This is a genomic window from Streptomyces albiaxialis (assembly GCF_039530985.1).
Classification (GTDB): domain Bacteria; phylum Actinomycetota; class Actinomycetes; order Streptomycetales; family Streptomycetaceae; genus Streptomyces; species Streptomyces albiaxialis.
In genome coordinates this window covers 241059-261728 of record NZ_BAAAPE010000028.1, presented here as the reverse complement: position 1 = coordinate 261728, position 20670 = coordinate 241059, and the positions used below count along the sequence as shown (strand labels likewise).

The following is a 20670-nucleotide window of genomic DNA, read 5'->3' as shown; positions in this document are numbered from 1 at the left end:
GCCCGGTCGGAGGCCCGTCAGTCGCGGGCCAGGCCGAGCCGGGCCCGCAGCCCCGTACGTTCGTCCGGCGCGACGGAGGCGGCGCCGTCGGTCACCGTCTCGTAGACGGCGAGGATGTCCGCGCCGACCGTGGACCAGTCGAAGCGGCGCACATGGCGCGTGCCCAGCGCGCGCAGCTCGGCGCGGCGCTCGGGGTCGGCGAGGAGGCGCACGGCGGAGGCCGCCAGCGCGTCGGCGCTCTCGTTGGTGAACAGCTCGCCCGCCGCTCCCCCGTCCAGCACCTGCTCGAAGGCGTCCAGGTCGGAGGCGAGGACCGGCGCGCCCGCCGACATCGCCTCGACGAGGATGATGCCGAAGCTCTCGCCGCCCGTGTTGGGCGCCACGTACAGGTCCACGCTGCGCAGCAGCCGCGCCTTGTCCTCGTCGCTGACCATGCCGAGGAACTCGACGCTCTCCCGCATGCCCTCGGGCAGCGAGGCGACCGCCTCCTCCTCGTCACCCCGGCCCGCGACCAGCAGCCGCGTCCCGGGCGCCTTCTCCAGGATCCCGGGCAGCGCCCTCATCAGGACGGGCAGGCCCTTGCGGGGCTCGTCGATCCGGCCGATGAAGCCGATCGTGCGGCCCTCGGGCCCGCCCTGCCACTCCGGCTTGGGCTCGGCGTCCGCGAAGAAGCCGACGTCCACGCCGTTGGGGATGACGACCGCGTCGCCGCCCAGGTGCTCGACGAACGTGCGGCGGGCGTACTCGCTGACCGCGATACGGGCGCTGATCTTCTCCAGCGCGGGCTGGAGGATCGGATAGGCCGCGATCATGATCCGCGAGCGCGGGTTGGACGTGTGGAACGTCGCGACGATCGGCCCCTGCGCGCTCCAGCACGCCAGCAGCGCGAGGGACGGCGTCGCGGGCTCGTGGATGTGCAGCACGTGGAAGTCGCCCTCGTGCACCCAGCGGCGTACGCGCGCGGCCGACAGGAAGCCGAAGTTGAGCCGCGCGACCGAGCCGTTGTACGGCACGGGAACGGCACGTCCGGCCGAGACGACGTACGGCGGAAGAGGGGTCTCGTCGTCCGACGGGGCGAGGACGGAGACCTCGTGCCCGAGCCGGATCAGGTGCTCGGCCAGATCGCGGACATGGAACTGGACGCCGCCCGGCACGTCCCACGAGTACGGGCAGACGATGCCGATCCTCATCCGGTCCCCTCCCGAGGCTCCAGGTCGGACAGCCAGAACCGCTGGAGCATGTGCCAGTCCTCCGGATGCTCGGCGATGCCCGCGGCGAAGACGTCCGCCATGGTCTGCGTCATGGCCGCGGACTTCTCCCTGCGGGTGCCGTGCGCGGGCACCTCGACCGGCTCGTGCACCCGCCCCTTCATGACGGGCGACCCGTCGTACCACAGCGTGACCGGCATGAGCAGCGCCCCTGTCTGCTGGGCCAGCATCGCGGGCCCCGCGGGCATCCGCGCGGTCTCGCCGAAGAACTTCACGTCGAGCCCGGACGAGGACAGATCGCGGTCGGCGACCAGGCAGACGAAGCCCCCGGAGCGCAGCCTCCGGGCCAGCGTGCCGAACGCGGAGCCGCCCGCGTGCGGCAGCACCTCCATGCCCAGGCCCTCGCGGTAGGCCACGAAGCGGTCGTAGAGCGACTCGGGCTTCAGCCGCTCCACGACGGTCGTGAACGGCGTCTCCGTCTCGGTGACGACCCACGCGCCCGCGAGGTCCCAGTTGCCCATGTGCGGCAGCGCGAGCAGCACGCCCCGGTCGGAGGCGAGCCCGGCCCTGAGCTGGTCCATGTTCTCGATCTCGACGGAGTCCAGGAGCTGCCGCCTGCTGTAGGCGGGCAGCCGGAAGGACTCCATCCAGTAGCGCATGTACGAGCGCATCCCGGCCCGCGAGAGCCGCCGCAGGTACGCCTCGGAGGCGTCGGGCACCACGCGCGCCAGGTTCGCCTCCAGGCGGCTGACGCCCTTGCCGCGCCGCTTCCAGGCGACGTCCGCGATGCGGCGCCCCAGCCGCGCGGCGGCGGGCGCGGGCAGCTTCTTCACGCCGGCCCAGCCGAGCTGGTAGAGCGAGTCGGTGAGGCGCTCCCTGGCCGGGCTCAAGCGGTCCTCCCCTCGGCCTTGGAGGCTTCCTCCCCGGCGTCCGGCGCGGGCTCCGCCGCGGGCTCCGCCGCCGCCTCCGCGTCCGCCTCGGCGGCCTCGCGCCGCACGGTCACCACGCGCTGGCCCAGCGTCACCGCGCTGCCCACGGCGACCACCCACAGCGCGAGCGGCAGCAGCAGCCCGATGTGCGGCACGCCGAAGGTCCGCTCGAAGCCGGAGAGCCCGGCGAGCACCAGCGTGATCACCAGCCGCTCCGCGCGCTCCACCAGCCCGTTGACGTTCACGGGCAGGCCGATGCTCTCGCCGCGGGCCTTCGTGTACGAGACGACCTGGCCGCTGGCCAGGCAGAAGAGCGTGACGGCGCACAGCACGAGGTCGTCGCCGCGGCCCGCGTACCAGAGCGCGATGCCGCCGAAGACGGCCGCGTCCGCGACCCGGTCCAGCGTCGAGTCCAGGAACGCGCCCCAGCGGCTCGAACGGCCGAGCTGCCGCGCCATGTTGCCGTCGACCAGGTCGGAGAAGACGAACAGGGTGATGACGACCGTCCCCCAGAAGAATTCACCCTGGGGATAGAAGACCAGCGCTCCGGCCATCACGCCGCCGGTACCGACCAGCGTGACCGCGTCCGGGCTCACCCCCAGGCGCAGCAGCAGTGCGGCGAAGGGAGTGAGGACACGCGTGAAGAAAGCACGCGCGTACTTGTTCAGCATGGCCGTCCCGGAAGGTCGTGAGCGAGCCGGGTGGCGATGCGGCCACCGGCTGGCCCATCGTAGCCACGCCCTCCCGCGGCGCCGCGAACGGATCGCTGTGGCCGCTGTGCGATGGCCGCTGTGTGATGTATGGACGGCTCCGGACAGCGGTGGAAAGCTCGAATGAACCGCGGTCTTCGCGACCCTCGTCCCAACAGCGCGCCACGCAGCGCGGTCCACCAGGTGTCAACCGGAAGGCGGGACCCATGGGCGACAAAGCGAACGCACACCCCGGAGCCGCCGGCAGGGCAGTGGCGGCCGACCGCCCCGCGTCGATACGGAACGTGGTGCTGGTCGGCCACAGCGGAGCCGGAAAGACGACCCTGGTCGAATCGCTCGCCCTCACCTCCGGTGCGGTGAACCGGGCGGGCAAGGTCGAGGACGGCGGCTCGCTGTCCGACTACGACGAGATCGAGCACCGCCAGCAACGCTCCGTACAGCTCTCCCTCGTGCCGATCGAATGGAACGGCATCAAGATCAACATCCTCGACACCCCCGGCTACGCCGACTTCGTCGGGGAGCTGCGCGCCGGACTGCGCGCGGCCGACGCGGCCCTCTTCATCGTCTCCGCCGCCGACGGCGTGGACGGCGCGACCCGCCTCGTCTGGGAGGAGTGCGCCGCCGTGGGCATGCCCCGGGCGATCGTCGTCACGCACCTCGACGCGGCCCGCGCGGACTTCGGCGACATGGTCACCACCTGCCAGCGCGTCTTCGGCGGGGACGACCAGGACGCGGTCATCCCGCTCTACCTCCCCCTCCACGGCGAACCGGCCGCCGACGGGAACGCGCCGGTCGCGGGCCTCATCGGGCTCCTCTCCCAGCGCCTCTTCGACTACTCCTCGGGCGCGCGCGCCGAGCGCGACCCCGGCCCCGAGCACCTGCCGCTCATCGAGGAGGCCAGGAACCGCCTCATCGAGGGCATCATCGCGGAGAGCGAGGACGAGACCCTGATGGAGCGCTACCTCGGCGGCGAGGAGTGCGACGTCAAGACCCTCATCCAGGACCTGGAGAAGGCCGTCGCGCGCGGCGTCTTCCACCCGGTGCTGGCCGCCGCGCCCGCCCCCGAGGGCGGCAAGCAGGGCCTCGGCACGGTCGAGCTGCTGGAGCTGATCACCGGCGGCTTCCCGACCCCCGAGGAACGCGACGTCCCCCCGGTCACGACCCCCCAGGGAAAGCCGCGCCCCGCGCTGACCTGCGACCCGGCGGGCCCGCTCGCCGCCGAGGTGGTCAAGACCTCCTCCGACCCGTACGTCGGCCGTATCTCCCTCGTCCGGGTCTTCTCCGGCACCCTCCGGCCCGACGAGACCGTGCACGTCTCCGGGCACGGGCTGGAGAGCAGGGGCCACGAGGACCACGACGTGGACGAGCGCGTGGGCGCCCTGTCCGCGCCGTTCGGCAAGCAGCAGCGCGCCCTGGACCGCGCCATCGCGGGCGACCTCGCCTGCGTGGCCAAGCTGGGCCGCGCCGAGACCGGCGACACCCTCTCCGCCAAGGACGACCCGCTGCTCATGGAGCCGTGGGTGATGCCGGACCCGCTGCTGCCCGTCGCCATCCAGGCGCACAGCAAGGCGGACGAGGACAAGCTCTCGCAGGGCCTGTCCCGGCTCGTCGCCGAGGACCCGACCATGCGCCTCGAACAGAACCAGGACACCCATCAGCTCGTGCTCTGGTGCCTGGGCGAGGCCCATATGGACGTGGCCCTGGAGCGGCTGCGCACCCGCTACGGCGTGCAGGTCGACTCCGTGCCGCACAAGGTGTCGCTGCGCGAGACCTTCGCCTCCGCCGCCTCCGGGCGCGGCCGGCACGTCAAGCAGTCCGGCGGCCACGGGCAGTACGCGATCTGCGAGATCACGGTCGAGCCGCTCCCCGGCGGATCCGGCATCGAGTTCGTCGACAAGGTCGTGGGCGGCGCCGTGCCCCGCCAGTTCATCCCGTCCGTCGAGAAAGGCGTCCGCGCCCAGGCCGTGAAGGGCGTCGCCGCCGGCTACCCGCTGGTGGACGTACGGGTGACGCTGCACGACGGCAAGGCGCACTCCGTCGACTCCTCCGACGCCGCGTTCCAGACAGCCGGCGCGCTGGCCCTGCGCGAGTGCGCCTCCCAGGCCAGGATCCACCTGCTGGAACCGGTCGCCGAGCTGGAGGTCGTCGTCGCCGACGAGTACGTCGGGGCCGTGATGAGCGACCTGTCAGGGCGCCGCGGCCGGGTGCTCGGCACGGAACAGGTCTCGGACGGCAGCACGCTCGTACGGGCCCAGATCCCCGAGATCGAGATCAGCCGGTACGCGGTCGACCTGCGGTCCATGTCCCACGGCACCGGCCGCTTCTCCCGCGCCTACGCCCGGCACGAACCGATGCCGCAGCAGCAGGCGACCAGGATCCTGGAGGCCGAGAAGAACGGAGACCGCTGAATACCCTGGAGACGGGGCCCGCCGGGCGCCATTACGCTGGGACAAGATGTGTGCCGACCACGGCAGTTGGGAAGCGGTCCGTGGTCGGCAGCACACACGTGCACGCGTGAGCACAGCCTGAAGTGGGGGCCCAGTGGCCGGATTCGACGATCTCAGCAGCAACACGGAAGCGGCATCCGATTTCACCCCCGGCGCGCAGATCCCGCTCTCCGGCGCGGGAGGGCAGACGGCGGCCACCCAGGCCCTCGCCTCCGCCGCGTACCGCGACGACGAGGTGACGAAGCTGCTGGACGCCAACCCGGAGGCGAGCGTCAAGAAGCCCAGACTCTCGCTCTTCGAGCCGAACCTGGGCGAGGCGTTCTCCCGCGCCATCCAGGTGCGGCTCCTGGGCGGCGCCCGCAAGCCGCTGATCCAGTCGTTCGGCATCGAGCCGCAGGCCGTCGTCGAGCACTGCCTCGCCGCCACCCGCGTGCGCAAGCAGCGCGACTCGCGGCTGACCGTGGTGATGGTCGTCTTCGGGCTGCTCTTCCTGCCCGGCGTGCTGCTGTGGCTCGGCGCCTTCCAGCTCCGCCGTACGCTCGCGGGCGCCAAGGACAAGCGCGCCGGGGCCTTCGGCACGGTCGCGCTGGTCGCCTTCGGCGGCCTGATCGTGCTCTTCGCGATCAAGCTGCCCTTCGGCGGCTTCTGGGCGGTCTATCTGCGGGCGATGCTCGTGGCACCCGTCATCGGCTGGCTGTGGGCCAAGCAGATCTGCGAGAAGTACGCGAAGGACCTGCGCGGCCGCTGGTCCGGCATGCTCGGCGGCGCCGGGGTCGGCGCCAAGATCCCCGAGGCCGTCCCCCAGGACCCGGGCGACGCGGGCGCCGAGCGCATCCGGCTCGGCCTGGCCAAGGTCGCCGCCGAGCAGGCGAGCAACCTGGTCTACTACGCGGGACCCAAGGGGATACTGGGCATGGGCACCCGCTGGGGAAGCTGGCAGCTCGCCGAGGAGCTGGTCCCGGCCAAGGGCGACGACGAGATCTATCCGTTCCGTAGCTGGGACGTCGTCCGCGCCATCCACGACCAGCTCCGCATGCTGGAGCGCGGCCCCCTGCACACGGGCGGCTTCCCCGCGCACTCCATGTCGATAAGGCACTGGATCGTTTCTCCTGTCGGCGAGGGCGCCAAGGAGGTCAAGCGCCCCGACGGCCAGGAGGTCGAGGGATACCGCATCAAGCAGTTCGAGATAGAGCGCATCTGCAACGAGCAGCAGTTCGGCGCGGGCAACCGGCACTACCTGGGCGTGCAGTTCGTCCTCTGGGACGGCCAGTTGGTCATCACCCTGCTCATCACCGTGACCGTCCTGCACCACACGCTGCGCATCGAGGTCACCGGGCACGCGCTCGGGCCCGTCCACCCGCTCTTCACCAGCGGCCCCAAGGCCAAGACCAAGACCGTGTCCAAGAGTGTGAAGTTCTGGGAGACCAAGTCGGTCAGTCTGCCGCTCGTCGAGGCCAAGGAGGTCGTCCGGCTCACCGCCCGCGCCCCCTTCACCTGGTTCCCGCCGGTGCTGGACTTCCTGGGCGGCAAGCTCACCCTGCCCGAGCCCTTCGGGCTGCGCCACGCGTGGGCGGACAAGCCCTGGCGGCACCGGTTCATGGCGGACGACGCGCTGCGCGCCGCGACGCCGGTGCTGCGCGTGGTCCACTCGGCCGCGATCCGGGTGCTGAAGGAGAACGGCTGCGACGTCGCGCAGTTCGGCAGCCGCTCCCTCGCCCTCAGCGGCCAGGTCCAGGGCGCGACCCCCGCGAAGGCGGACGTCTACGACGCGTAGGCCCCGCGGGTCACCAGGCCTCGGCCAGCATCGTCCGGGTGTCGGCCAGAAGCTGCGGCAGCACCTTGGTGTGGCCGATGACGGGCATGAAGTTGGTGTCGCCGCCCCAGCGCGGCACGACGTGCTGATGCAGATGGGCGGCGATACCGGCACCCGCGACGGTGCCCTGGTTCATCCCGATGTTGAACCCGTGGGCGCCGGACACCTTGCGCAGCACCTTCATCGCCCGCTTGGTGAACTCCGCCAGCTCGGCCGTCTCGGCCCCGGTCAGCTCGGTGTAGTCCGCGACGTGCCGGAACGGCACGGCCATGAGATGGCCGCCGTTGTACGGGTAGAGGTTGAGCACCGCGTAGACCTGCTCGCCCCGCGCGATGATCAGCCCGTCCTCATCGGATTTCGCCGGGATCGAGCAGAACGGGCAGCCCTCCTCGGAGCCGGGACCGCTCGGCTTGTTCTCCCCCTGGATGTACGCCATACGGTGCGGGGTCCACAGGCGCTGGAACGCGTCCGGCGTCCCCACTCCGATCTGCTGCTCCGGCTCACTCGTCATGCGGCCCAGCCTATGCGGCGCGGCACGGGGGACACGACGAGGGGCGGCCCGCTCCCGGACCGCCCCTGTGCCGTACGCGCGCGCCGCTCACACCTGGATACGGCGCTCCACGACGTCCCGGATCTCGGCGATGGCGTCGCTCTGCGGAATGCCGTTCTTCTGCGTCCCGTCCCGGTAGCGGAAGGAGACCGCACCGGCGGCGACGTCCTCGTCACCGGCAATGATCATGAACGGCACCTTGGACTTCTGCGCGTTCCTGATCTTCTTCTGCATCCGGTCCGAGGACGAGTCGACCTCCATCCGCAGCCCGGCCGCCTTCGCCGCGCCCGCGAACTCCTCCAGGTACGGCACGTGGTCGTCGCCGATCGGGATGCCGACCGCCTGGACCGGGGCCAGCCACGCCGGGAACGCGCCCGCGTAGTGCTCCAGCAGCACCGCGAAGAACCGCTCGATCGAGCCGAACAGCGCGCGGTGCAGCATCACCGGCTGCTGCCGGGAGCCGTCGGCCGCCGTGTACTCCAGGCCGAAGCGCGCGGGCTGGTTGAAGTCGACCTGGATCGTGGACATCTGCCACGAGCGGCCGATCGCGTCCTTGGCCTGCACGGAGATCTTCGGCCCGTAGAACGCGGCGCCGCCCGGGTCCGGGACCAGCGGCAGCCCTTGCTTCTCGGCGGCCTGGCGCAGGGCCTCGGTGGCCTCCTCCCAGACCTCGTCCGAGCCGATGAACTTGTCCGAGCCGGCCTCGCGGGTGGACAGCTCCAGCTCGAAGTCCGTCAGGCCGTAGTCGCGCAGCAGGTCGAGGACGAAGGTGAGCAGGTTGTCCAGCTCGTCCGGCATCTGCTCCTTGGTGCAGTAGATGTGCGAGTCGTCCTGGGTGAAGCCGCGGGAGCGGGTCAGGCCGTGCACGACGCCGGACTTCTCGTAGCGGTAGACCGTCCCGAACTCGAAGAGCCGCAGGGGCAGTTCGCGGTACGAGCGGCCGCGCGCCTTGAAGATGAGGTTGTGCATCGGGCAGTTCATCGCCTTGAGGCGGTAGTTCTGCTCGTCGAACTCCAGGGGCGGGAACATGTTCTCGCCGTAGCTCGGGAGGTGGCCCGAGGTCTCGAAGAGCTTCTCCTTCGAGATGTGCGGGGTGTTCACGAACTCGTAGCCCCCGTCCTCGTGGCGGCGGCGGGAGTAGTCCTCCATGACCTTGCGGACGACGCCGCCCTTGGGGTGGAAGACGGCGAGCCCGGGCCCGACCTCCTCGGGGAAGGAGAAGAGGTCCAGCTCGGCACCGAGCTTGCGGTGGTCGCGCTTCTCGGCCTCGGCGAGGAACTCCAGGTACGCCTTCAACTCGTCCTTGGACGGCCACGCGGTGCCGTAGATCCGCTGGAGCTGCGGGTTCTTCTCGCTGCCCCGCCAGTACGCGGCGGCCGAGCGCATCAGCTTGAAGACCGGGATCATGCGGGTGCTGGGCAGGTGCGGGCCCCGGCAGAGGTCCTTCCAGCACAGGTCGCCGGTCTTCGGGTCGAGGTTGTCGTAGATGGTCAGCTCGCCGCCGCCGACCTCGGCGGAGGCGCCCTCCGCCGCGTCCGCCGCGTTCCCCTTGAGGCCGATCAGCTCCAGCTTGTACGGCTCGGCGGCCAGCTCCTCGCGGGCGTCCTCGTCGGTGGTGACGCGGCGGGAGAAGCGCTGGCCCTGCTTCTGGATCTGCTGCATCTTCTTCTCGATGCGCTTCAGGTCCTCGGGGGTGAAGGGCTCGGCGACGTCGAAGTCGTAGTAGAACCCGTCCTTGATCGGCGGGCCGATGCCGAGCTTGGCCTCGGGGAACAGCTCCTGCACGGCCTGGGCCATCACGTGCGCGGTCGAGTGCCGGAGGATGGCGAGGCCGTCGTCGCTGGTGATCTCGACGGGCTCGACCTCGTCGCCCTCGGCCAGCTCGTGGGTCAGATCCCTCAGCTCGCCCCCGACGCGGGCCGCGACGACGGAGCGCTCGCCCTCGAAGAGAGCGGCGGCCGTCGTGCCCGTCGTCACCACGCGCTCTTCCCGCTCGGAATCGCGTTGGATGGTCACACGGACATCTGCCACCGGTCTCTCCTGACTCTTGTCTGGGCCGCGCGGACGATCGCCGCGCGCGTCGAATCGTACCGAGCCGGGCCCTCCGACCGCGAAACGGTCCGCCGCCGCTCAGCGGCCCGGGCCGGCCATCCCCCGGCCGAACCCGTCGAGCCCGTCCCGCAGGCCCTTCAGGAGCCGCTCACGCTCCGCCTCGGGCACGGCCACGGGCGCGACGCCGTGCGCCCCGGAGACCCGCCGGAAGCCGCCCCGGCTCTCCAGTACGCCCGACAGCCGCAGCGGCAGCCCCGCGAGGTGCGCGTGGACGGCGGTGCGGTACGCCTCCTCGTCGAGCCGGGCCCGTATCTGCGCGACCTCGGCCCCGGCGAGGACCCGCAGCCGCACGGAGCCGGGGCCGCCGGGGCCGGGGCGGCGCAGCCGTACGACGGTGCCCGTCACCCGTACGGGGACGGAGGGCTCCTCCCGTACGTATCGCTGCCCGGCCTGTTCCAGGGCCGGGAGATCGCCGGGGGTGAAGACCACGGGCCGCTCGGGACAGCCCTCCGGCGTCCCCGCGGCGTCCGACCAGGCCACCCATATCCGCACGCCCTCGGTACCGCGCACCATCTGGTGGACGGCTTCCGTGAGTTCCTGGCACACCCCGCGCCGTACGGCCGCGTCGAAACCCTCCATGCCACCGGTCGCGCGGTAGTGCCGTACGGCGTCGGCCGTGGCCCGCAGGGCACGGGCGAGCGTGACCAGAGGCCGACGTGCGGTCTCGTCCCCCACGGGGAGGCGCGCGGTCAGCCGCCGCCCGCCCTGCTCCTCGCCGTTGCCGTCGTCCCAGGCCGCGCGCTCGGCGTACGCGTCCGCGTGCCGTTCGAAGCGCAGCCCGTAGTAGCCCGCCCTCTCGCGGGCGGCCAGCGCGCCCGCGCGCAGCATCGCGCGGGCGGTGCCGCCCAGCTTCTGCCGCGCGCGCCAGGACGCGGCGCGGTTGCTCTGCGGCAGTTCGCGCCGCCAGTGGATCTCATCGCCGTCTCCGGCGCCGCCTCGCATCAGGACTCCGTCTCCGCGCCGTCCCCCTTCCGCTCTCCTCACCGGGTGAACAGGGGCGCAAACTGCCGTGGTTGACCGGGCACGGGCTGCGGTATCACCTGCTCGGGAGAGAGCGGCCGTCACCACGGGAGCGGGAGCGGGAGCGATGCCCATGACGTTCTGGTACGAGGCGCCGCTCGCCGCGTTCGCCCTGCGCGCGACGCGCACCCCGCTCTCCCGCCTCCCCTCCGACGCGGAGAACGACCGCGCGACCGCCGCCGCGCTGGTCACCCAGCTCGCCCCCGGCACCCCCGAGGCGGCACGCCGCTGGCAGGTGGAGTCCGCACCGGTCCCGGCCTGGTCGGTGGAGGAGCAGGCCCGCGCGCTGGCGGCCCAGGAGGTGGCGGGCACGCCGCTGGTGGTGATGAACGCGCCGTACGACCTGACGCTCCTGGACCGCGAGTTACGGCGGCTGCGCGGCACCCGCCTCGCGGACCATCTCGGCCGCACCTCGCTGTGCGTCCTGGACCCTCTGGTGCTGGACAAGCACCTGGACCGTGCGCGCGGAGGCCGCCGGGCCCTGCCCGATCTGTGCGCGCACTACGGCGTGCCGCCCCCGCCGCCCGACGGCGACGCGGAGTCCGCTGCGCGGGCGGCCCTGGCGGTCGTCCGCGCGCTGGGCCGGCGCTACGCGCCGCGCCTGTCGTGCCTCTCGGCCGCGGAGCTGCACACGCTCCAGGCCGTCTGGTACGCCGCCCAAGTACGCGGCACGGCTCCGTGGTTCGCCTCCCGCCGCACGGACCGCCAGGTCGATCCGGCCTGGCCCCTCCGCCCGGAATCCCCACCGGCCGTCGCCTGATCCGGCCCCAACGCGAAGAGCCGTCCCGTCGGTTGACGGAACGGCTCTGTGCTTACGGGTGGGCGATACTGGGTTCGAACCAGTGACCTCTTCGGTGTGAACGAAGCGCTCTCCCACTGAGCTAATCGCCCGTCGGCACGAGCAGAACCATACAGTGCGGCTCACGGTTCATCCAAACCGCTTCTCAGCCGGAGCAGCAGCCCGCGCCGCCCGCCGCGCATCATCAGCGCGTGGTTGATGAGGAAGAAGGGCCGCCCTGGCAGTGCGAGCAGTCTCATCAGCGGTTTCCGCACGACGACCTCCTGCTCGTACAGCGCCGACGTCCCGCTCCCCCGCGCCCGTACGGTCCAGCGCGCGAAGCCCTCCAGGTCCCCGCTCATCCGGATCTCCAGCACCCGCGCCTCGGGGTCCCGCCGCGTCATCCGCGCGCCGATCTCCAGCTCGTACGGCAAGAGGGAACGGAACCGGGCGGTACCGGAACTCTCGTCGACCCGGGCCACGGACCGCACCTGCGGCCACCACTCCGGATACTCCTCGGCCCGCTCCAGCACCGCGTACACCCGCTCCGGCGCCTCGGGCAGCTCCCAGACACTCCGGAAGCGATAACGGTTCCAGCTCATGGAGCCACCTCCGCGCGAAAACAACGAGGGTGAAGCAGTCTGCTCTTTCCGCAGACACACTTCACCCTCGCCATCGTGGGCGATACTGGGTTCGAACCAGTGACCTCTTCGGTGTGAACGAAGCGCTCTCCCGCTGAGCTAATCGCCCGTCGGCCCTCGGGCCGTTCGGCGGGCACAACATTACCGCATGTCAGAGGGTGCTCCGTGCCCCTCGGCGCCCGGCCTTCCGCTCCTTGCGCAGGCGCCTGCGCTCCTTCATCCACTCCGTGCCCTCGCGGACCTTCCGCTTCGTCCAGCGGAGCACATGCTGGGCCCAGACGAACTCGGTGCCCCACACCGCCATGCCCGCGAAGATCACCAGCCACCCGGGGCCGGGCAGCGGCAGCATGATGACGCCGGCCACGACGACGGCGAGGCCGACGAGGAAGATCCCCGCCCGCCAGCTCAGGTGGAGCGGACGCGACGCCTGCACGAAGGCGGGGGCCCGCGAGCCGAACGGCCTCTCGTCACTCTCCGCACTCATGGGGACAAGGTACCGGACCGTCTGTTGGTTCACCGTAATGGCCGAGTGGGTAAATCACCCCTAGGCCATACGGAGGGCCTGATTCCGTACAAATCGGGCAGAGGGGTTTACAACCGGCCCGTAGGTGGCATGTCGATTTCGCCGACGTGCGAATCCCCGAGCGCACACTGAGCGAAAGGCCCTGGCGCTTATGAACACAACGGTGAGCTGTGAGCTGCACCTGCGCCTCGTTGTTTCGAGCGAGTCCTCACTGCCTGTACCCGCGGGCCTGCGGTACGACACGGCCGATCCCTATGCCGTGCACGCCACCTTCCACACCGGTGCCGAGGAGACCGTGGAGTGGGTCTTCGCCCGCGATCTCCTGGCCGAAGGTCTCCACCGGCCCACGGGCACCGGAGACGTCCGGGTGTGGCCCTCCCGGAGCCATGGACAGTCCGTCGCCTGCATCGCCCTGAGCTCCCCGGAGGGCGAAGCACTGCTCGAAGCCCCCGCGCGGGCGCTGGAATCCTTCCTCAAGCGGACCGACGCCGCCGTGCCGCCGGGCACCGAGCACCGTCACTTCGACCTCGACACGGAGCTCTCGCACATCCTCGCCGAGAGCTGAGACCGCCAGGTCACCGCGGTCGTCCGACTCGGGGCGACGGCCGTGGGGCCCGGCAGCCCTGTGCCCTAGGCAGCACCACGTCACCGGCACACGGCGACGCCGCCGCCGCGTACGAGCACCACACGTACGCGGCGGCGGCGTCGCTGCGCACGGGAGCGACTAGGCTCTTTCCGCATCGGAGAGAACCGCTGACCGCTGATCCTCCCCACACGGCAGGAGCGACCCGTGCAGATCAATCACGACACCCGGTGCGCACTCGACGACGTGGTCGACCTCCTCAACACGGCCGCCGACGGCGAGACCCCCGACTCCCTGGTCTCCGTCGACGACCTGCGGGCGTACGTCGAGCGCAACGACGTGAGCGACGTCGGCTCCCTGGGGGAGGCCGACCTCGCGGCCGTACGGGCCGTGCGGGAGCGCTTCGCCCAGGTGTTCGCGGCCGAGGAGACCCGCACCGCGGCCGGGCTGGTGAACGCGCTCGTCGCCGAGGCCGGTACGACGCCGCAGCTCACCGACCACGACGGCTACGACTGGCACGTCCACTACTTCGCGCCCGGCGCCTCCGTCGCCCAGCACCTCGCGGCCGACGGCGGCATGGCACTCGCGTTCATCATCGTCTCCGGCGAGCGCGACCGGCTGCGGCGCTGCTGCGCGCCGGACTGCCGACGTGCCTTTGTCGATCTGTCGAGGAATCGCTCCCGGCGCTACTGCGACAGCCGTACGTGCGGGAACCGGCTGCACGTCGCCGCGTACCGGGCACGGCAGCGGGAGTCCGCCGAGGCCGAGGCCGTCCGGAGCTGACGGCCCGGGCGGGCCGGGCGTTCCGGGCGTTCCGGGCGTTCCGGGCGGGGCCGACGGGTCAGAGCAGCAGGAGGTCGTGCGCGCCCGTGAGGGCGAGCAGGATCGCGATCACCGCGAGGAAGAGCATCAGCGGCGGTTGGGACAGGGCGTAGAGACACCCCTTGGGCTCGGTGAGCGCCGGAGGCGCCGAGGGAGGGGCGGCGTCGGGTGCGTGCGGTGCCTGGAGGCACCCGGTGCTCGGAGAGCTCGGAGGTTCGGCGAGCTCGATCGCGGGGTTCGGCGTCATGTCCATCTCGCGGCGATCATGTCGCAGCGTGAGGCACCTTCGCCCGGTAACACGCGTCTTTTCGCGTGGAGTTCGCGGAAACCGGCACGTAATGGACCCCGGCGTGCTGGGGCCCGTGACCCCCGCGCGTCAGATGCCGTGCTTCTTCAGGATCGCCTCGATGTCGCTGAAGTCCTCGCTGTCGCCGCTCTTGGTGGCGGGGGACTTCGACTTGGCCTTCGTCGCGGGCGCGGGCGCGGAGGACGCGGCGGGGCCGAGGGACGGGGCGCTCGCGCCCGGCGCGGTCGCCTCGGGCCGGGAGGCGGCGCGCGCGGCCTTGCGCTCCTTACGGCTGGAGCCGCCGGAGGCGGCGGCGCGGCCCCCGGCGAAGCGCGCGATCACGTAGAGCACGACGGCCACGGCGAGGACGCCGAAGCCCGCCCAGACGCTGGGCTTCATCACCAGGTCGGCGGCCCAGGTGCCGAACGCCTTGCCGACCTTGCCGCCGAGTCCGACCAGACCGGACATCGCCAGCCCGACGGGGACCAGGGCGAAGGCGGCGATGCGCGTCGCCGCCACGAAGCGGCGCCGCCAGGCCGTCAGGAACGCGACGGCCAGGCCGGCCGCGGAGAGTGCGGCGCAGACGGTCGTGGTGAGCATGTCTCCATCGTGCACCGCCCGGGGGGTTCCGTGCCATGCCCGGACGCCCGGTTCAGGGAGATCTCGGGGTCGGGGGCCCTCCCCAGGGCTGAGAGACTGCCCTCATGAACGAGACTTCCTCCTCCCCCGTGGTGCTCGACCTGTGGTGCGAGCTCCAGTGCCCCGACTGCCACCGGGCGCAGGACGACGTCCGCGCGCTGCGCGAGCGGTACGGCGACGCGCTGGAGGTGCGGCTGCGGCACTTCCCGCTGGAGAAGCACAAGCACGCGTACGCGGCGGCGCAGGCGGCCGAGGAGGCGTACGCGCAGGGCCAGGGCGACGCGTACGTGGCGGCCGTACTGGCGCGGACGGAGGAGCTGGGCGCGCGCGGCGAGGAGCTGCTGCTGGAGGTCGCGAACGAGCTGGGGCTGGACGCCGGGGAGTTCGAGACGGCGCTGATCGACGGGCGTCATCTGCTGGCCGTCGACGCCGACCAGGCAGAGGGCAAGGCGATCGGGGTGACGGGCACCCCGACGTACGGGATCGACGGGCAGCGGCTCGACGGCGGCAAGAGCCAGGAGGGTCTGCGCGAGCGCATCGAGGAGATCGCTGACCGGCTGCTCGGGCGCTGAACCCCCTAGGCCAGCGGCTTGCCGTAGAACAGCTCGACGGCCCGGTATCCCAGCGACTCGTAGAGGTGCCGGGCCGCCTCGTTGCCCGCGTTGACGTTGAGGCCGAGGCGGGGTGCGCCGACGGCGAGGCATTCGTGCTCGGCGAAGAGCATCAGGGAGCGGCCGTGGCCCTTGCCCCGGTACTGCTCGTCTACCACGACGTCGAAGACCCAGGCGTCCGCGTCCTCACGGAAGGGCACGTCCAGGCTGACCCAGACCGTGCCGACGTCCGTGCCGCGGTGGGTGAGGACGCGCAGCAGGGTGTTCGGGCTCGCGGGGCCCGCGGGGAGCTGGCTGCTGCGGGTGGCCTCCAGCCGTTTCTCGGCGGTCTCCCGGGGGACGCCGGCGTCGGTCTGGGCCGTCAGATAGCCCTCCTTGCCGCGCTCCCACCAGGCGGGGAACTCCTCGTCCGTCATGGGCCGTCCGACGCTGCCCTCGGGGAGGGCGGGCGGCCCGTCCAGCTCCTTGATCATGTACCGGTTGCGCTCGCGGTAGCCGAGCGCCTCCAGCATGGCGGGGGCCGCGGCCCGCTGGCCCGCCTCGGCGGGCACGGGGGCGCTGATCTCGACGCGGGCGCAGCCCCAGCCGCGCAGCACCTCCTCGGCGGCGAGCGCGGCGGTGGTCCCCCTCCCCCGGCGGCGCTCGCGCTCCTGCACGACGAGCCGGGCTATGCGCCCGACGAGGGGGCCGCCCTGGTCCTCGGCGGCGAGGTGAACGGCGCCCACGGGGCGGGAGTTGACGCAGATGTCGTACGCCCGCGTACGTCCGCCGTCGGCGGTGCGGTTCTCGGGCCCGGTCGGGCGCAGCGTTGTGGTCATCGACCGTTTTCTACCCGCTGAGCGCCCGTTCCGTCACCCGGATACCGACGAGTTCGGCCGGGGAAGGGTGGATCACGGGTCGACTTCGGCCGCCGAGCGCTCCTCGAAGACGCGCATGGCCTTGGCGGTGACGGGCCCGGGGACGCCGGGCAGCGTACGGCCGTCGATCTTGCTGGCGGCCTGGACGTCGCGGAGCGTGGATGTCAGGAAGACCTCGTCGGCCCGGTCCAGCACGTCGAGCGGCAGCTCGGTCTCCTGCGCGCCGGTCCATTCGACGGTCAGGGCGCGGGTGATGCCCGCGAGGCAGCCGGAGCTGAGCGGCGGGGTGTACAGCTCGCCGCGGAGGACGACGAAGACGTTCGACCCCGTGCCCTCGCAGAGCTGGCCGTGGGTGTTGGCGAACAGCGACTCGGTGGCGGCCTGCTGGCGGGCGCGGGCGAGGGCCACGACGTTCTCGGCGTACGAGGTCGTCTTGAGGCCGGTGAGCGCTCCGCGCTCGTTCCGGGTCCAGGGGACGGTGATCACGGCGGTGCTGTCGGGCCTGCGCGCCGCCTCGCCGAGGGCGACGACGAGCGTGGGCACGGCCTCACCCCGGTCGGAGCCGAGGGGCGAGAGGCCGCCGGTGTAGGTGATGCGCAGCCGCCCGCGCTCGACGGGGTTGGCCTCGGTGACGGCGGCGCAGGCGCGGCGCACCTCGTCGAGGTCGGGCTCGGGCAGGCCGAGGCCGCGCGCGGAGGTGGCGAGGCGGTCCAGGTGGCGGGTGAGGGCGAAGGGCGTGCCGTGGGTGGTCTTCACGGTCTCGAAGACGCCGTCGCCGACCGTGAGCCCGTGGTCGAGCACGGAGACATGTGCGCTGTGGGCGTCGCGCAGACCGCCGTCGAGCCAGATCTTCAAGCCGTTCTCACCGTCCTCGCGGGGCCGTGCGTCGCTCGCAGCGGCCGGGGGTGCTCGTCTCGTACGAGTCGTACGTGTCGTACGTGCCCGACGCTACCGCGAGAAGCCGTGCCGCCTTGAGTTCGGTCTCCGCCCATTCGCCCTCGGGGTCGGAGCCCCAGGTGATCCCGGCCCCGGCGCCGAAGCACAGGCGTGGCGCGACGCCGCCGCGCTCGATCCAGAACGTCCGGATCCCGACGGCCAGCTCGCCCGTCCCCCGGTCGGCGTCGACCCAGCCGACGCCGCCGCAGTACGGGCCGCGCGGCGCGGTCTCCAGCTCCTGGATGATCCGCAGGGCGCTCGACTTGGGCGCGCCGGTGACCGAGCCGGGCGGGAAGGTGCCGTCCAGCAGCCGGGCCCAGCCCTTCGGAGCGCCGTCCGTGAGCGGGATGTCACCGAGGGTGCCGCGCACGGTGGAGACGAGGTGGACCAGGCCCGGGTGGGGCTCGACGGCGCAGAGGGCGGGGACGGTGATGGAGCCGGGGACGCAGACCCGGCCCAGGTCGTTGCGGACCAGGTCCGTGATCATCACGTTCTCGGCGTGGTCCTTCTCCTGGAGGTCGGCCTCCGTGCGCCCCGTGCCCTTGATGGGCCCGGACTCGACGGTGCGGCCGACGCGCCGCAGGTACAGCTCGGGCGAGGCCGTGGCGATCTCCACGCCGTGCGCGGGGAGCCGGACGGTGCCCGCGTACGGCGCGGGGTTGCCCCGGGCCAGCAGGGCGGTGAGCTGGTCGATGTCGGAGGCGGCCGGGTCGGGGTCGGGCAGCGGCGCGGAGAGCACGCGGCAGAGATTGGCCTGATAGACGTCTCCGGCGGCTATCCGCTCGCGGATGCGGCGGACGCCCTCGGTGTAGGCGGCGCGGTCCAGGGAGCTGACCCAGGCCCCGGGCGCGGGCCCTCGCCAGCGCCCGGGCTCGGGAGCGGGCACGGGCGCGCGGCGCACATCGCCGAAGCGGGCGCAGCGCAGGCCGCCCTCGAAGTCCGCCACGACGGCCCACCAGCCCGTCGAGTCCAGGGCCTCGGGGTCGCTGGTGACGTCGCGGAGATCGGTGGCGAGGAGCCCGCCGAAGCGGGCGAGGGGGGTCAGGTCGGACACATCTTCGAGTCTATGGCGGGGCACTGCGCGGCCACGCTGCGGAAACGGAATTTGAGCTGGCCCAGGAATCCGCTAAAGTTCAACACGTCGCCGGGACGCGGAAGCCGACCGGAGGACACGCGGACGTAGCTCAGTTGGTAGAGCGCAACCTTGCCAAGGTTGAGGTCGCCAGTTCGAACCTGGTCGTCCGCTCGATCGAGGGGGATCTTCCCGAGCCCCCACGCTCCTGGTGGAGTGGCCGAGAGGCGAGGCAACGGCCTGCAAAGCCGTCTACACGGGTTCAAATCCCGTCTCCACCTCCAAGGACGATTAGCTCAGCGGGAGAGCGCTTCCCTGACACGGAAGAGGTCACTGGTTCAATCCCAGTATCGTCCACCGGGTCCGTCACACGGACCCTCCCGGCGCGGTTAGCTCAGCGGGAGAGCGCTTCCCTGACACGGAAGAGGTCACTGGTTCAATCCCAGTACCGCGCACGCAGTATCACCGCATGGACGATTAGCTCAGCGGGAGAGCGCTTCCCTGACACGGAAGAGGTCACTGGTTCAATCCCAGTATCGTCCACGATGGCGAGGGCGAGGTGTGTCCGCGGAAGGCGCGGACCGTCTCGCCCTCGTTGTTTTTGCGCGGCTTCGCCGCGCGTTGCGGGGGGCTTCGCCCACCCGCACCCCCCTTCGCCGGGTGACCTGAGAAGTCACGCGGGGGCTGTGACGGCCCCCGGCATGGTTTTCGGGGGGCCGCCCATGAACATCTTGTTTCGGGTCAGGACGAGAAGAGCATGTGGCCGAAGCCGCGCTTGTGGCCGTGGTGGCCGTGTCCGTGGTGGCCGTAGTGCCCGTGCTGGCCGTGCTGGCCGTGGTGCGGGGCGCCCCACGCCGGGCCCGACGGGTAGGCCTGCGGGCCGCCGGGTGCGGGCGGCGGTGCGGGCTGCGACCACTGGGACTCCATCCTGGTGAGGGCCTCCAGCTCGCCGTAGTCGAGGAAGATCCCCCGACAGCCTCCGCACTGCTCTATCTGGACACCGTTGCGGTTGAACGTCTGCATCGGCGCACCGCACTTGGGACACTGCATCATCGTCGGCTTCCTCTCATGTCGTGTCGCGATCAGCCTACGGCGCCCGGGGAGCGGGCACTTCGGGAGCGACGGAGAGGCCCGCGATGCGGGCGCAGGCGTCCACGCACGCCCTCTCGGCCTCGTCGAGCGCGCGGCCCGCGGGGACCGCCTTCGCCACGGCGAGGGCCGCGGTCTGGACGGTGAGCGCGCGGGCGGGCGCGTCGAGACGGCTCCAGAGGTCGGGTGCGGGGGCGTACGCGCCGAGGAAGCGGTGCCAGTCGGCGGGCGCGAGCAGGCCGGTGGCGTACCAGGCGGCGGGGCGCGCGAGGTCCCAGTGCGGGTCGCCGAGACCGAGGTCGTCGACGTCGATGAGGTGCCAGGGGCCTTGCGGGGACGGGTGCCTGACGAGCTGTCCGAGGTGGAAGTCGCCGTGGCAGACGGTGGTGGCGCGGGGTGGCGGGGCCTCGTCGCGGCACCAGGGGGGCAGGGTGGCCCAGGCCCGTTCGACGGCCGCGGCGGCGCGGGCCTGGGGGCCGGGCGGCGGCGCGGCGGCGCGCATACGGGCGAGGGCGCGGGCCGCCTTCGCGGGGCCGCGCGTCGGCGGAAGGGGCGTGCCGAGCCGGTGGGCGGCCGCGTCGGCGTCCACGGCGTGGAGGCGGGCGAGGAGGTTCCCCGCCGCCTCCCAGGGGGCGTGCTCGGGCGCTTCGGGGTCGACGGGTGTGCCGTACGGCCAGAGGCTGGCGAGGCGGCCGGAGTCCGCCAGCGGGACGAGGCGCCCGCCGTCGGACGGGGGCAGCAGGATTCCGGCGCACTCCGGGAGGGCCGCGAGGGCGAGGCGCGCGCCGAGCGCCGCCGGGTCGGCCTCCGGGTCGTGGGCCTTGGCGACGGTGCCCGTGTGCCGTACGACGACGCCGTCGGGGCGCCGGGCCAGCACGGCGCCGTCCGGGTGCGCGGGGTCGCCGCCCGCCAGGGCGTACAGCTCGGGGACGAGGGCGCGGGTCATCGCGTACGGCCCCCGCTCCCCGGGGCGGTGAACTGCCGTGCGCGGCAACGGCGGTGCGGGCCGGCCGGTCCGGGAGCGGCGGGGGCGGACCGCGCCGG

General features: G+C 72.4%; 20 protein-coding genes, 7 tRNA genes and 1 pseudogene. 11 read left to right on the top strand and 17 right to left on the bottom strand.

What is annotated here, in order from left to right; all coding sequences use genetic code 11:
- Positions 1-17: 17 nt before the first annotated feature.
- The 3 genes from ABD343_RS38485 to pgsA are packed head-to-tail and all read right to left on the bottom strand — an operon-like array spanning position 18 to position 2808.
- Complete coding sequence (locus ABD343_RS38485; RefSeq protein WP_344535264.1) at positions 18-1190, bottom strand: glycosyltransferase family 4 protein; 1173 nt, start codon at positions 1188-1190, stop codon at positions 18-20.
- Positions 1187-2098, bottom strand: coding sequence for a phosphatidylinositol mannoside acyltransferase (locus ABD343_RS38480; protein WP_344535262.1), 912 nt, complete (start codon positions 2096-2098; stop codon positions 1187-1189). Before ABD343_RS38480 ends, ABD343_RS38485 begins: the two co-directional genes overlap by 4 nt.
- Positions 2095-2808 carry a phosphatidylinositol phosphate synthase gene (pgsA, locus tag ABD343_RS38475; RefSeq protein WP_344535260.1) on the bottom strand — a complete coding sequence of 238 codons (714 nt, stop codon included), beginning with the start codon at positions 2806-2808 and terminating at the stop codon, positions 2095-2097. Before pgsA ends, ABD343_RS38480 begins: the two co-directional genes overlap by 4 nt.
- A 245-nt stretch (positions 2809-3053) precedes the next feature.
- Here pgsA and ABD343_RS38470 point away from each other — a divergent pair, with 245 nt between their 5' ends.
- Together ABD343_RS38470 and ABD343_RS38465 are read left to right on the top strand one after the other, a co-directional pair.
- The gene (locus ABD343_RS38470) at positions 3054-5255 is read left to right on the top strand and encodes an elongation factor G-like protein EF-G2 (protein ID WP_344535258.1); all 2202 of its coding nucleotides are present in this window, start codon (positions 3054-3056) and stop codon (positions 5253-5255) included.
- Positions 5256-5388: 133 nt separating this feature from the next.
- On the top strand, positions 5389-7068 hold the full coding sequence (locus ABD343_RS38465) for a hypothetical protein (protein WP_344535256.1): 1680 nt from the start codon (positions 5389-5391) through the stop codon (positions 7066-7068).
- A gap of 10 nt (positions 7069-7078) precedes the next feature.
- Here ABD343_RS38465 and ABD343_RS38460 read toward each other — a convergent pair whose 3' ends face one another.
- The 3 genes from ABD343_RS38460 to ABD343_RS38450 all read right to left on the bottom strand — a co-directional run bounded on the left by ABD343_RS38460 (position 7079) and on the right by ABD343_RS38450 (position 10711).
- Positions 7079-7618 (bottom strand): HIT family protein, encoded by a 540-nt coding sequence (locus ABD343_RS38460; protein WP_344535254.1) that lies wholly within the window; start codon positions 7616-7618, stop codon positions 7079-7081.
- An 87-nt stretch (positions 7619-7705) separates the two neighbouring features.
- Positions 7706-9688 (bottom strand): threonine--tRNA ligase, encoded by a 1983-nt coding sequence (gene thrS / locus ABD343_RS38455; protein WP_344535252.1) that lies wholly within the window; start codon positions 9686-9688, stop codon positions 7706-7708.
- Between the two features lie 99 nt (positions 9689-9787).
- Positions 9788-10711: a hypothetical protein gene (locus ABD343_RS38450; protein WP_344535250.1), complete on the bottom strand. Its 924-nt coding sequence runs from the start codon at positions 10709-10711 to the stop codon at positions 9788-9790.
- Between the two features lie 151 nt (positions 10712-10862).
- Between ABD343_RS38450 and ABD343_RS38445 the strand changes: the two genes are divergently transcribed.
- The gene (locus ABD343_RS38445) at positions 10863-11549 is read left to right on the top strand and encodes a 3'-5' exonuclease family protein (protein WP_344535248.1); all 687 of its coding nucleotides are present in this window, start codon (positions 10863-10865) and stop codon (positions 11547-11549) included.
- Positions 11550-11608: 59 nt separating this feature from the next.
- Here the strand turns inward: ABD343_RS38445 and ABD343_RS38440 are convergent.
- The 4 genes and pseudogenes from ABD343_RS38440 to ABD343_RS38425 all read right to left on the bottom strand — a co-directional run.
- Positions 11609-11680: transfer RNA gene (locus ABD343_RS38440), tRNA-Val, on the bottom strand.
- A 30-nt stretch (positions 11681-11710) separates the two neighbouring features.
- Positions 11711-12169 (bottom strand): SRPBCC family protein, encoded by a 459-nt coding sequence (locus tag ABD343_RS38435; protein ID WP_344535246.1) that lies wholly within the window; start codon positions 12167-12169, stop codon positions 11711-11713.
- Between the two features lie 76 nt (positions 12170-12245).
- Positions 12246-12317, bottom strand: a tRNA-Val gene (locus ABD343_RS38430).
- A gap of 84 nt (positions 12318-12401) precedes the next feature.
- A pseudogene (locus ABD343_RS38425) lies at positions 12402-12692 on the bottom strand (TIGR02611 family protein); the annotation flags it as partial.
- Between the two features lie 190 nt (positions 12693-12882).
- Here ABD343_RS38425 and ABD343_RS38420 point away from each other — a divergent pair.
- Both ABD343_RS38420 and ABD343_RS38415 read left to right on the top strand, forming a co-directional pair.
- Positions 12883-13296 (top strand): SsgA family sporulation/cell division regulator, encoded by a 414-nt coding sequence (locus ABD343_RS38420; protein ID WP_026005227.1) that lies wholly within the window; start codon positions 12883-12885, stop codon positions 13294-13296.
- 225 nt (positions 13297-13521) lie between these two features.
- On the top strand, positions 13522-14097 hold the full coding sequence (locus ABD343_RS38415) for a CGNR zinc finger domain-containing protein (RefSeq protein ID WP_344535242.1): 576 nt from the start codon (positions 13522-13524) through the stop codon (positions 14095-14097).
- A 58-nt stretch (positions 14098-14155) separates the two neighbouring features.
- Here the strand turns inward: ABD343_RS38415 and ABD343_RS38410 are convergent, their stop codons facing one another.
- Positions 14156-14389 (bottom strand): hypothetical protein, encoded by a 234-nt coding sequence (locus ABD343_RS38410; RefSeq protein WP_344535473.1) that lies wholly within the window; start codon positions 14387-14389, stop codon positions 14156-14158.
- Between the two features lie 123 nt (positions 14390-14512).
- Positions 14513-15022 carry a hypothetical protein gene (locus ABD343_RS38405; RefSeq protein WP_344535240.1) on the bottom strand — a complete coding sequence of 170 codons (510 nt, stop codon included), beginning with the start codon at positions 15020-15022 and terminating at the stop codon, positions 14513-14515.
- Positions 15023-15126: 104 nt separating this feature from the next.
- Between ABD343_RS38405 and ABD343_RS38400 the strand changes: the two genes are divergently transcribed.
- Positions 15127-15633, top strand: a complete 507-nt coding sequence (locus ABD343_RS38400; RefSeq protein WP_344535238.1) for a DsbA family protein — start codon at positions 15127-15129, stop codon at positions 15631-15633.
- A 5-nt stretch (positions 15634-15638) separates the two neighbouring features.
- On the opposite strand, the gene ABD343_RS38395 is transcribed toward ABD343_RS38400, so the two are convergent.
- From ABD343_RS38395 to ABD343_RS38385, 3 genes are all read right to left on the bottom strand, one after another.
- Positions 15639-16490, bottom strand: coding sequence for a GNAT family N-acetyltransferase (locus ABD343_RS38395; protein ID WP_344535236.1), 852 nt, complete (start codon positions 16488-16490; stop codon positions 15639-15641).
- Positions 16491-16562: 72 nt separating this feature from the next.
- On the bottom strand, positions 16563-17384 hold the full coding sequence (locus ABD343_RS38390) for an aminotransferase class IV (protein WP_344535234.1): 822 nt from the start codon (positions 17382-17384) through the stop codon (positions 16563-16565).
- Between the two features lie 7 nt (positions 17385-17391).
- Positions 17392-18519, bottom strand: coding sequence for a chorismate-binding protein (locus ABD343_RS38385; protein WP_344535233.1), 1128 nt, complete (start codon positions 18517-18519; stop codon positions 17392-17394).
- A gap of 119 nt (positions 18520-18638) precedes the next feature.
- Here ABD343_RS38385 and ABD343_RS38380 point away from each other — a divergent pair.
- The 5 genes from ABD343_RS38380 (at position 18639) to ABD343_RS38360 (ending at position 19080) form a co-directional block, all read left to right on the top strand.
- Positions 18639-18711: transfer RNA gene (locus ABD343_RS38380), tRNA-Gly, on the top strand.
- Positions 18712-18747: 36 nt separating this feature from the next.
- A tRNA-Cys gene (locus ABD343_RS38375) sits at positions 18748-18821 on the top strand.
- Position 18822: 1 nt separating this feature from the next.
- Positions 18823-18894 (top strand) — tRNA-Val (locus ABD343_RS38370).
- Between the two features lie 26 nt (positions 18895-18920).
- Positions 18921-18992: transfer RNA gene (locus ABD343_RS38365), tRNA-Val, on the top strand.
- Between the two features lie 16 nt (positions 18993-19008).
- Positions 19009-19080, top strand: a tRNA-Val gene (locus ABD343_RS38360).
- A gap of 198 nt (positions 19081-19278) precedes the next feature.
- Here ABD343_RS38360 and ABD343_RS38355 read toward each other — a convergent pair.
- Both ABD343_RS38355 and ABD343_RS38350 read right to left on the bottom strand, forming a co-directional pair.
- Entirely contained in the window at positions 19279-19587 is a 309-nt protein-coding gene (locus ABD343_RS38355; RefSeq protein WP_344535465.1) for a TFIIB-type zinc ribbon-containing protein, read from the bottom strand.
- Positions 19588-19624: 37 nt separating this feature from the next.
- Complete coding sequence (locus tag ABD343_RS38350; RefSeq protein WP_344535231.1) at positions 19625-20572, bottom strand: phosphotransferase; 948 nt, start codon at positions 20570-20572, stop codon at positions 19625-19627.
- Positions 20573-20670 lie beyond the last annotated feature (98 nt).

Bases quoted from the DNA above. Each gene is read 5' to 3' on its own strand.
- ABD343_RS38485 (WP_344535264.1), bottom strand. From the start codon at position 1,190: ATGAGGATCGGCATCGTCTGCCCGTACTCGTGGGACGTGCCGGGCGGC.
- pgsA (WP_344535260.1), bottom strand. From the start codon at position 2,808: ATGCTGAACAAGTACGCGCGTGCTTTCTTCACGCGTGTCCTCACTCCC.
- ABD343_RS38470 (WP_344535258.1), top strand. From the start codon at position 3,054: ATGGGCGACAAAGCGAACGCACACCCCGGAGCCGCCGGCAGGGCAGTG.
- ABD343_RS38460 (WP_344535254.1), bottom strand. From the start codon at position 7,618: ATGACGAGTGAGCCGGAGCAGCAGATCGGAGTGGGGACGCCGGACGCG.
- ABD343_RS38450 (WP_344535250.1), bottom strand. From the start codon at position 10,711: ATGCGAGGCGGCGCCGGAGACGGCGATGAGATCCACTGGCGGCGCGAA.
- ABD343_RS38445 (WP_344535248.1), top strand. From the start codon at position 10,863: ATGACGTTCTGGTACGAGGCGCCGCTCGCCGCGTTCGCCCTGCGCGCG.
- ABD343_RS38435 (WP_344535246.1), bottom strand. From the start codon at position 12,169: ATGAGCTGGAACCGTTATCGCTTCCGGAGTGTCTGGGAGCTGCCCGAG.
- ABD343_RS38420 (WP_026005227.1), top strand. From the start codon at position 12,883: ATGAACACAACGGTGAGCTGTGAGCTGCACCTGCGCCTCGTTGTTTCG.
- ABD343_RS38410 (WP_344535473.1), bottom strand. From the start codon at position 14,389: ATGGACATGACGCCGAACCCCGCGATCGAGCTCGCCGAACCTCCGAGC.
- ABD343_RS38405 (WP_344535240.1), bottom strand. From the start codon at position 15,022: ATGCTCACCACGACCGTCTGCGCCGCACTCTCCGCGGCCGGCCTGGCC.
- ABD343_RS38400 (WP_344535238.1), top strand. From the start codon at position 15,127: ATGAACGAGACTTCCTCCTCCCCCGTGGTGCTCGACCTGTGGTGCGAG.
- ABD343_RS38395 (WP_344535236.1), bottom strand. From the start codon at position 16,490: ATGACCACAACGCTGCGCCCGACCGGGCCCGAGAACCGCACCGCCGAC.
- ABD343_RS38355 (WP_344535465.1), bottom strand. From the start codon at position 19,587: ATGCAGTGTCCCAAGTGCGGTGCGCCGATGCAGACGTTCAACCGCAAC.
- ABD343_RS38350 (WP_344535231.1), bottom strand. From the start codon at position 20,572: ATGACCCGCGCCCTCGTCCCCGAGCTGTACGCCCTGGCGGGCGGCGAC.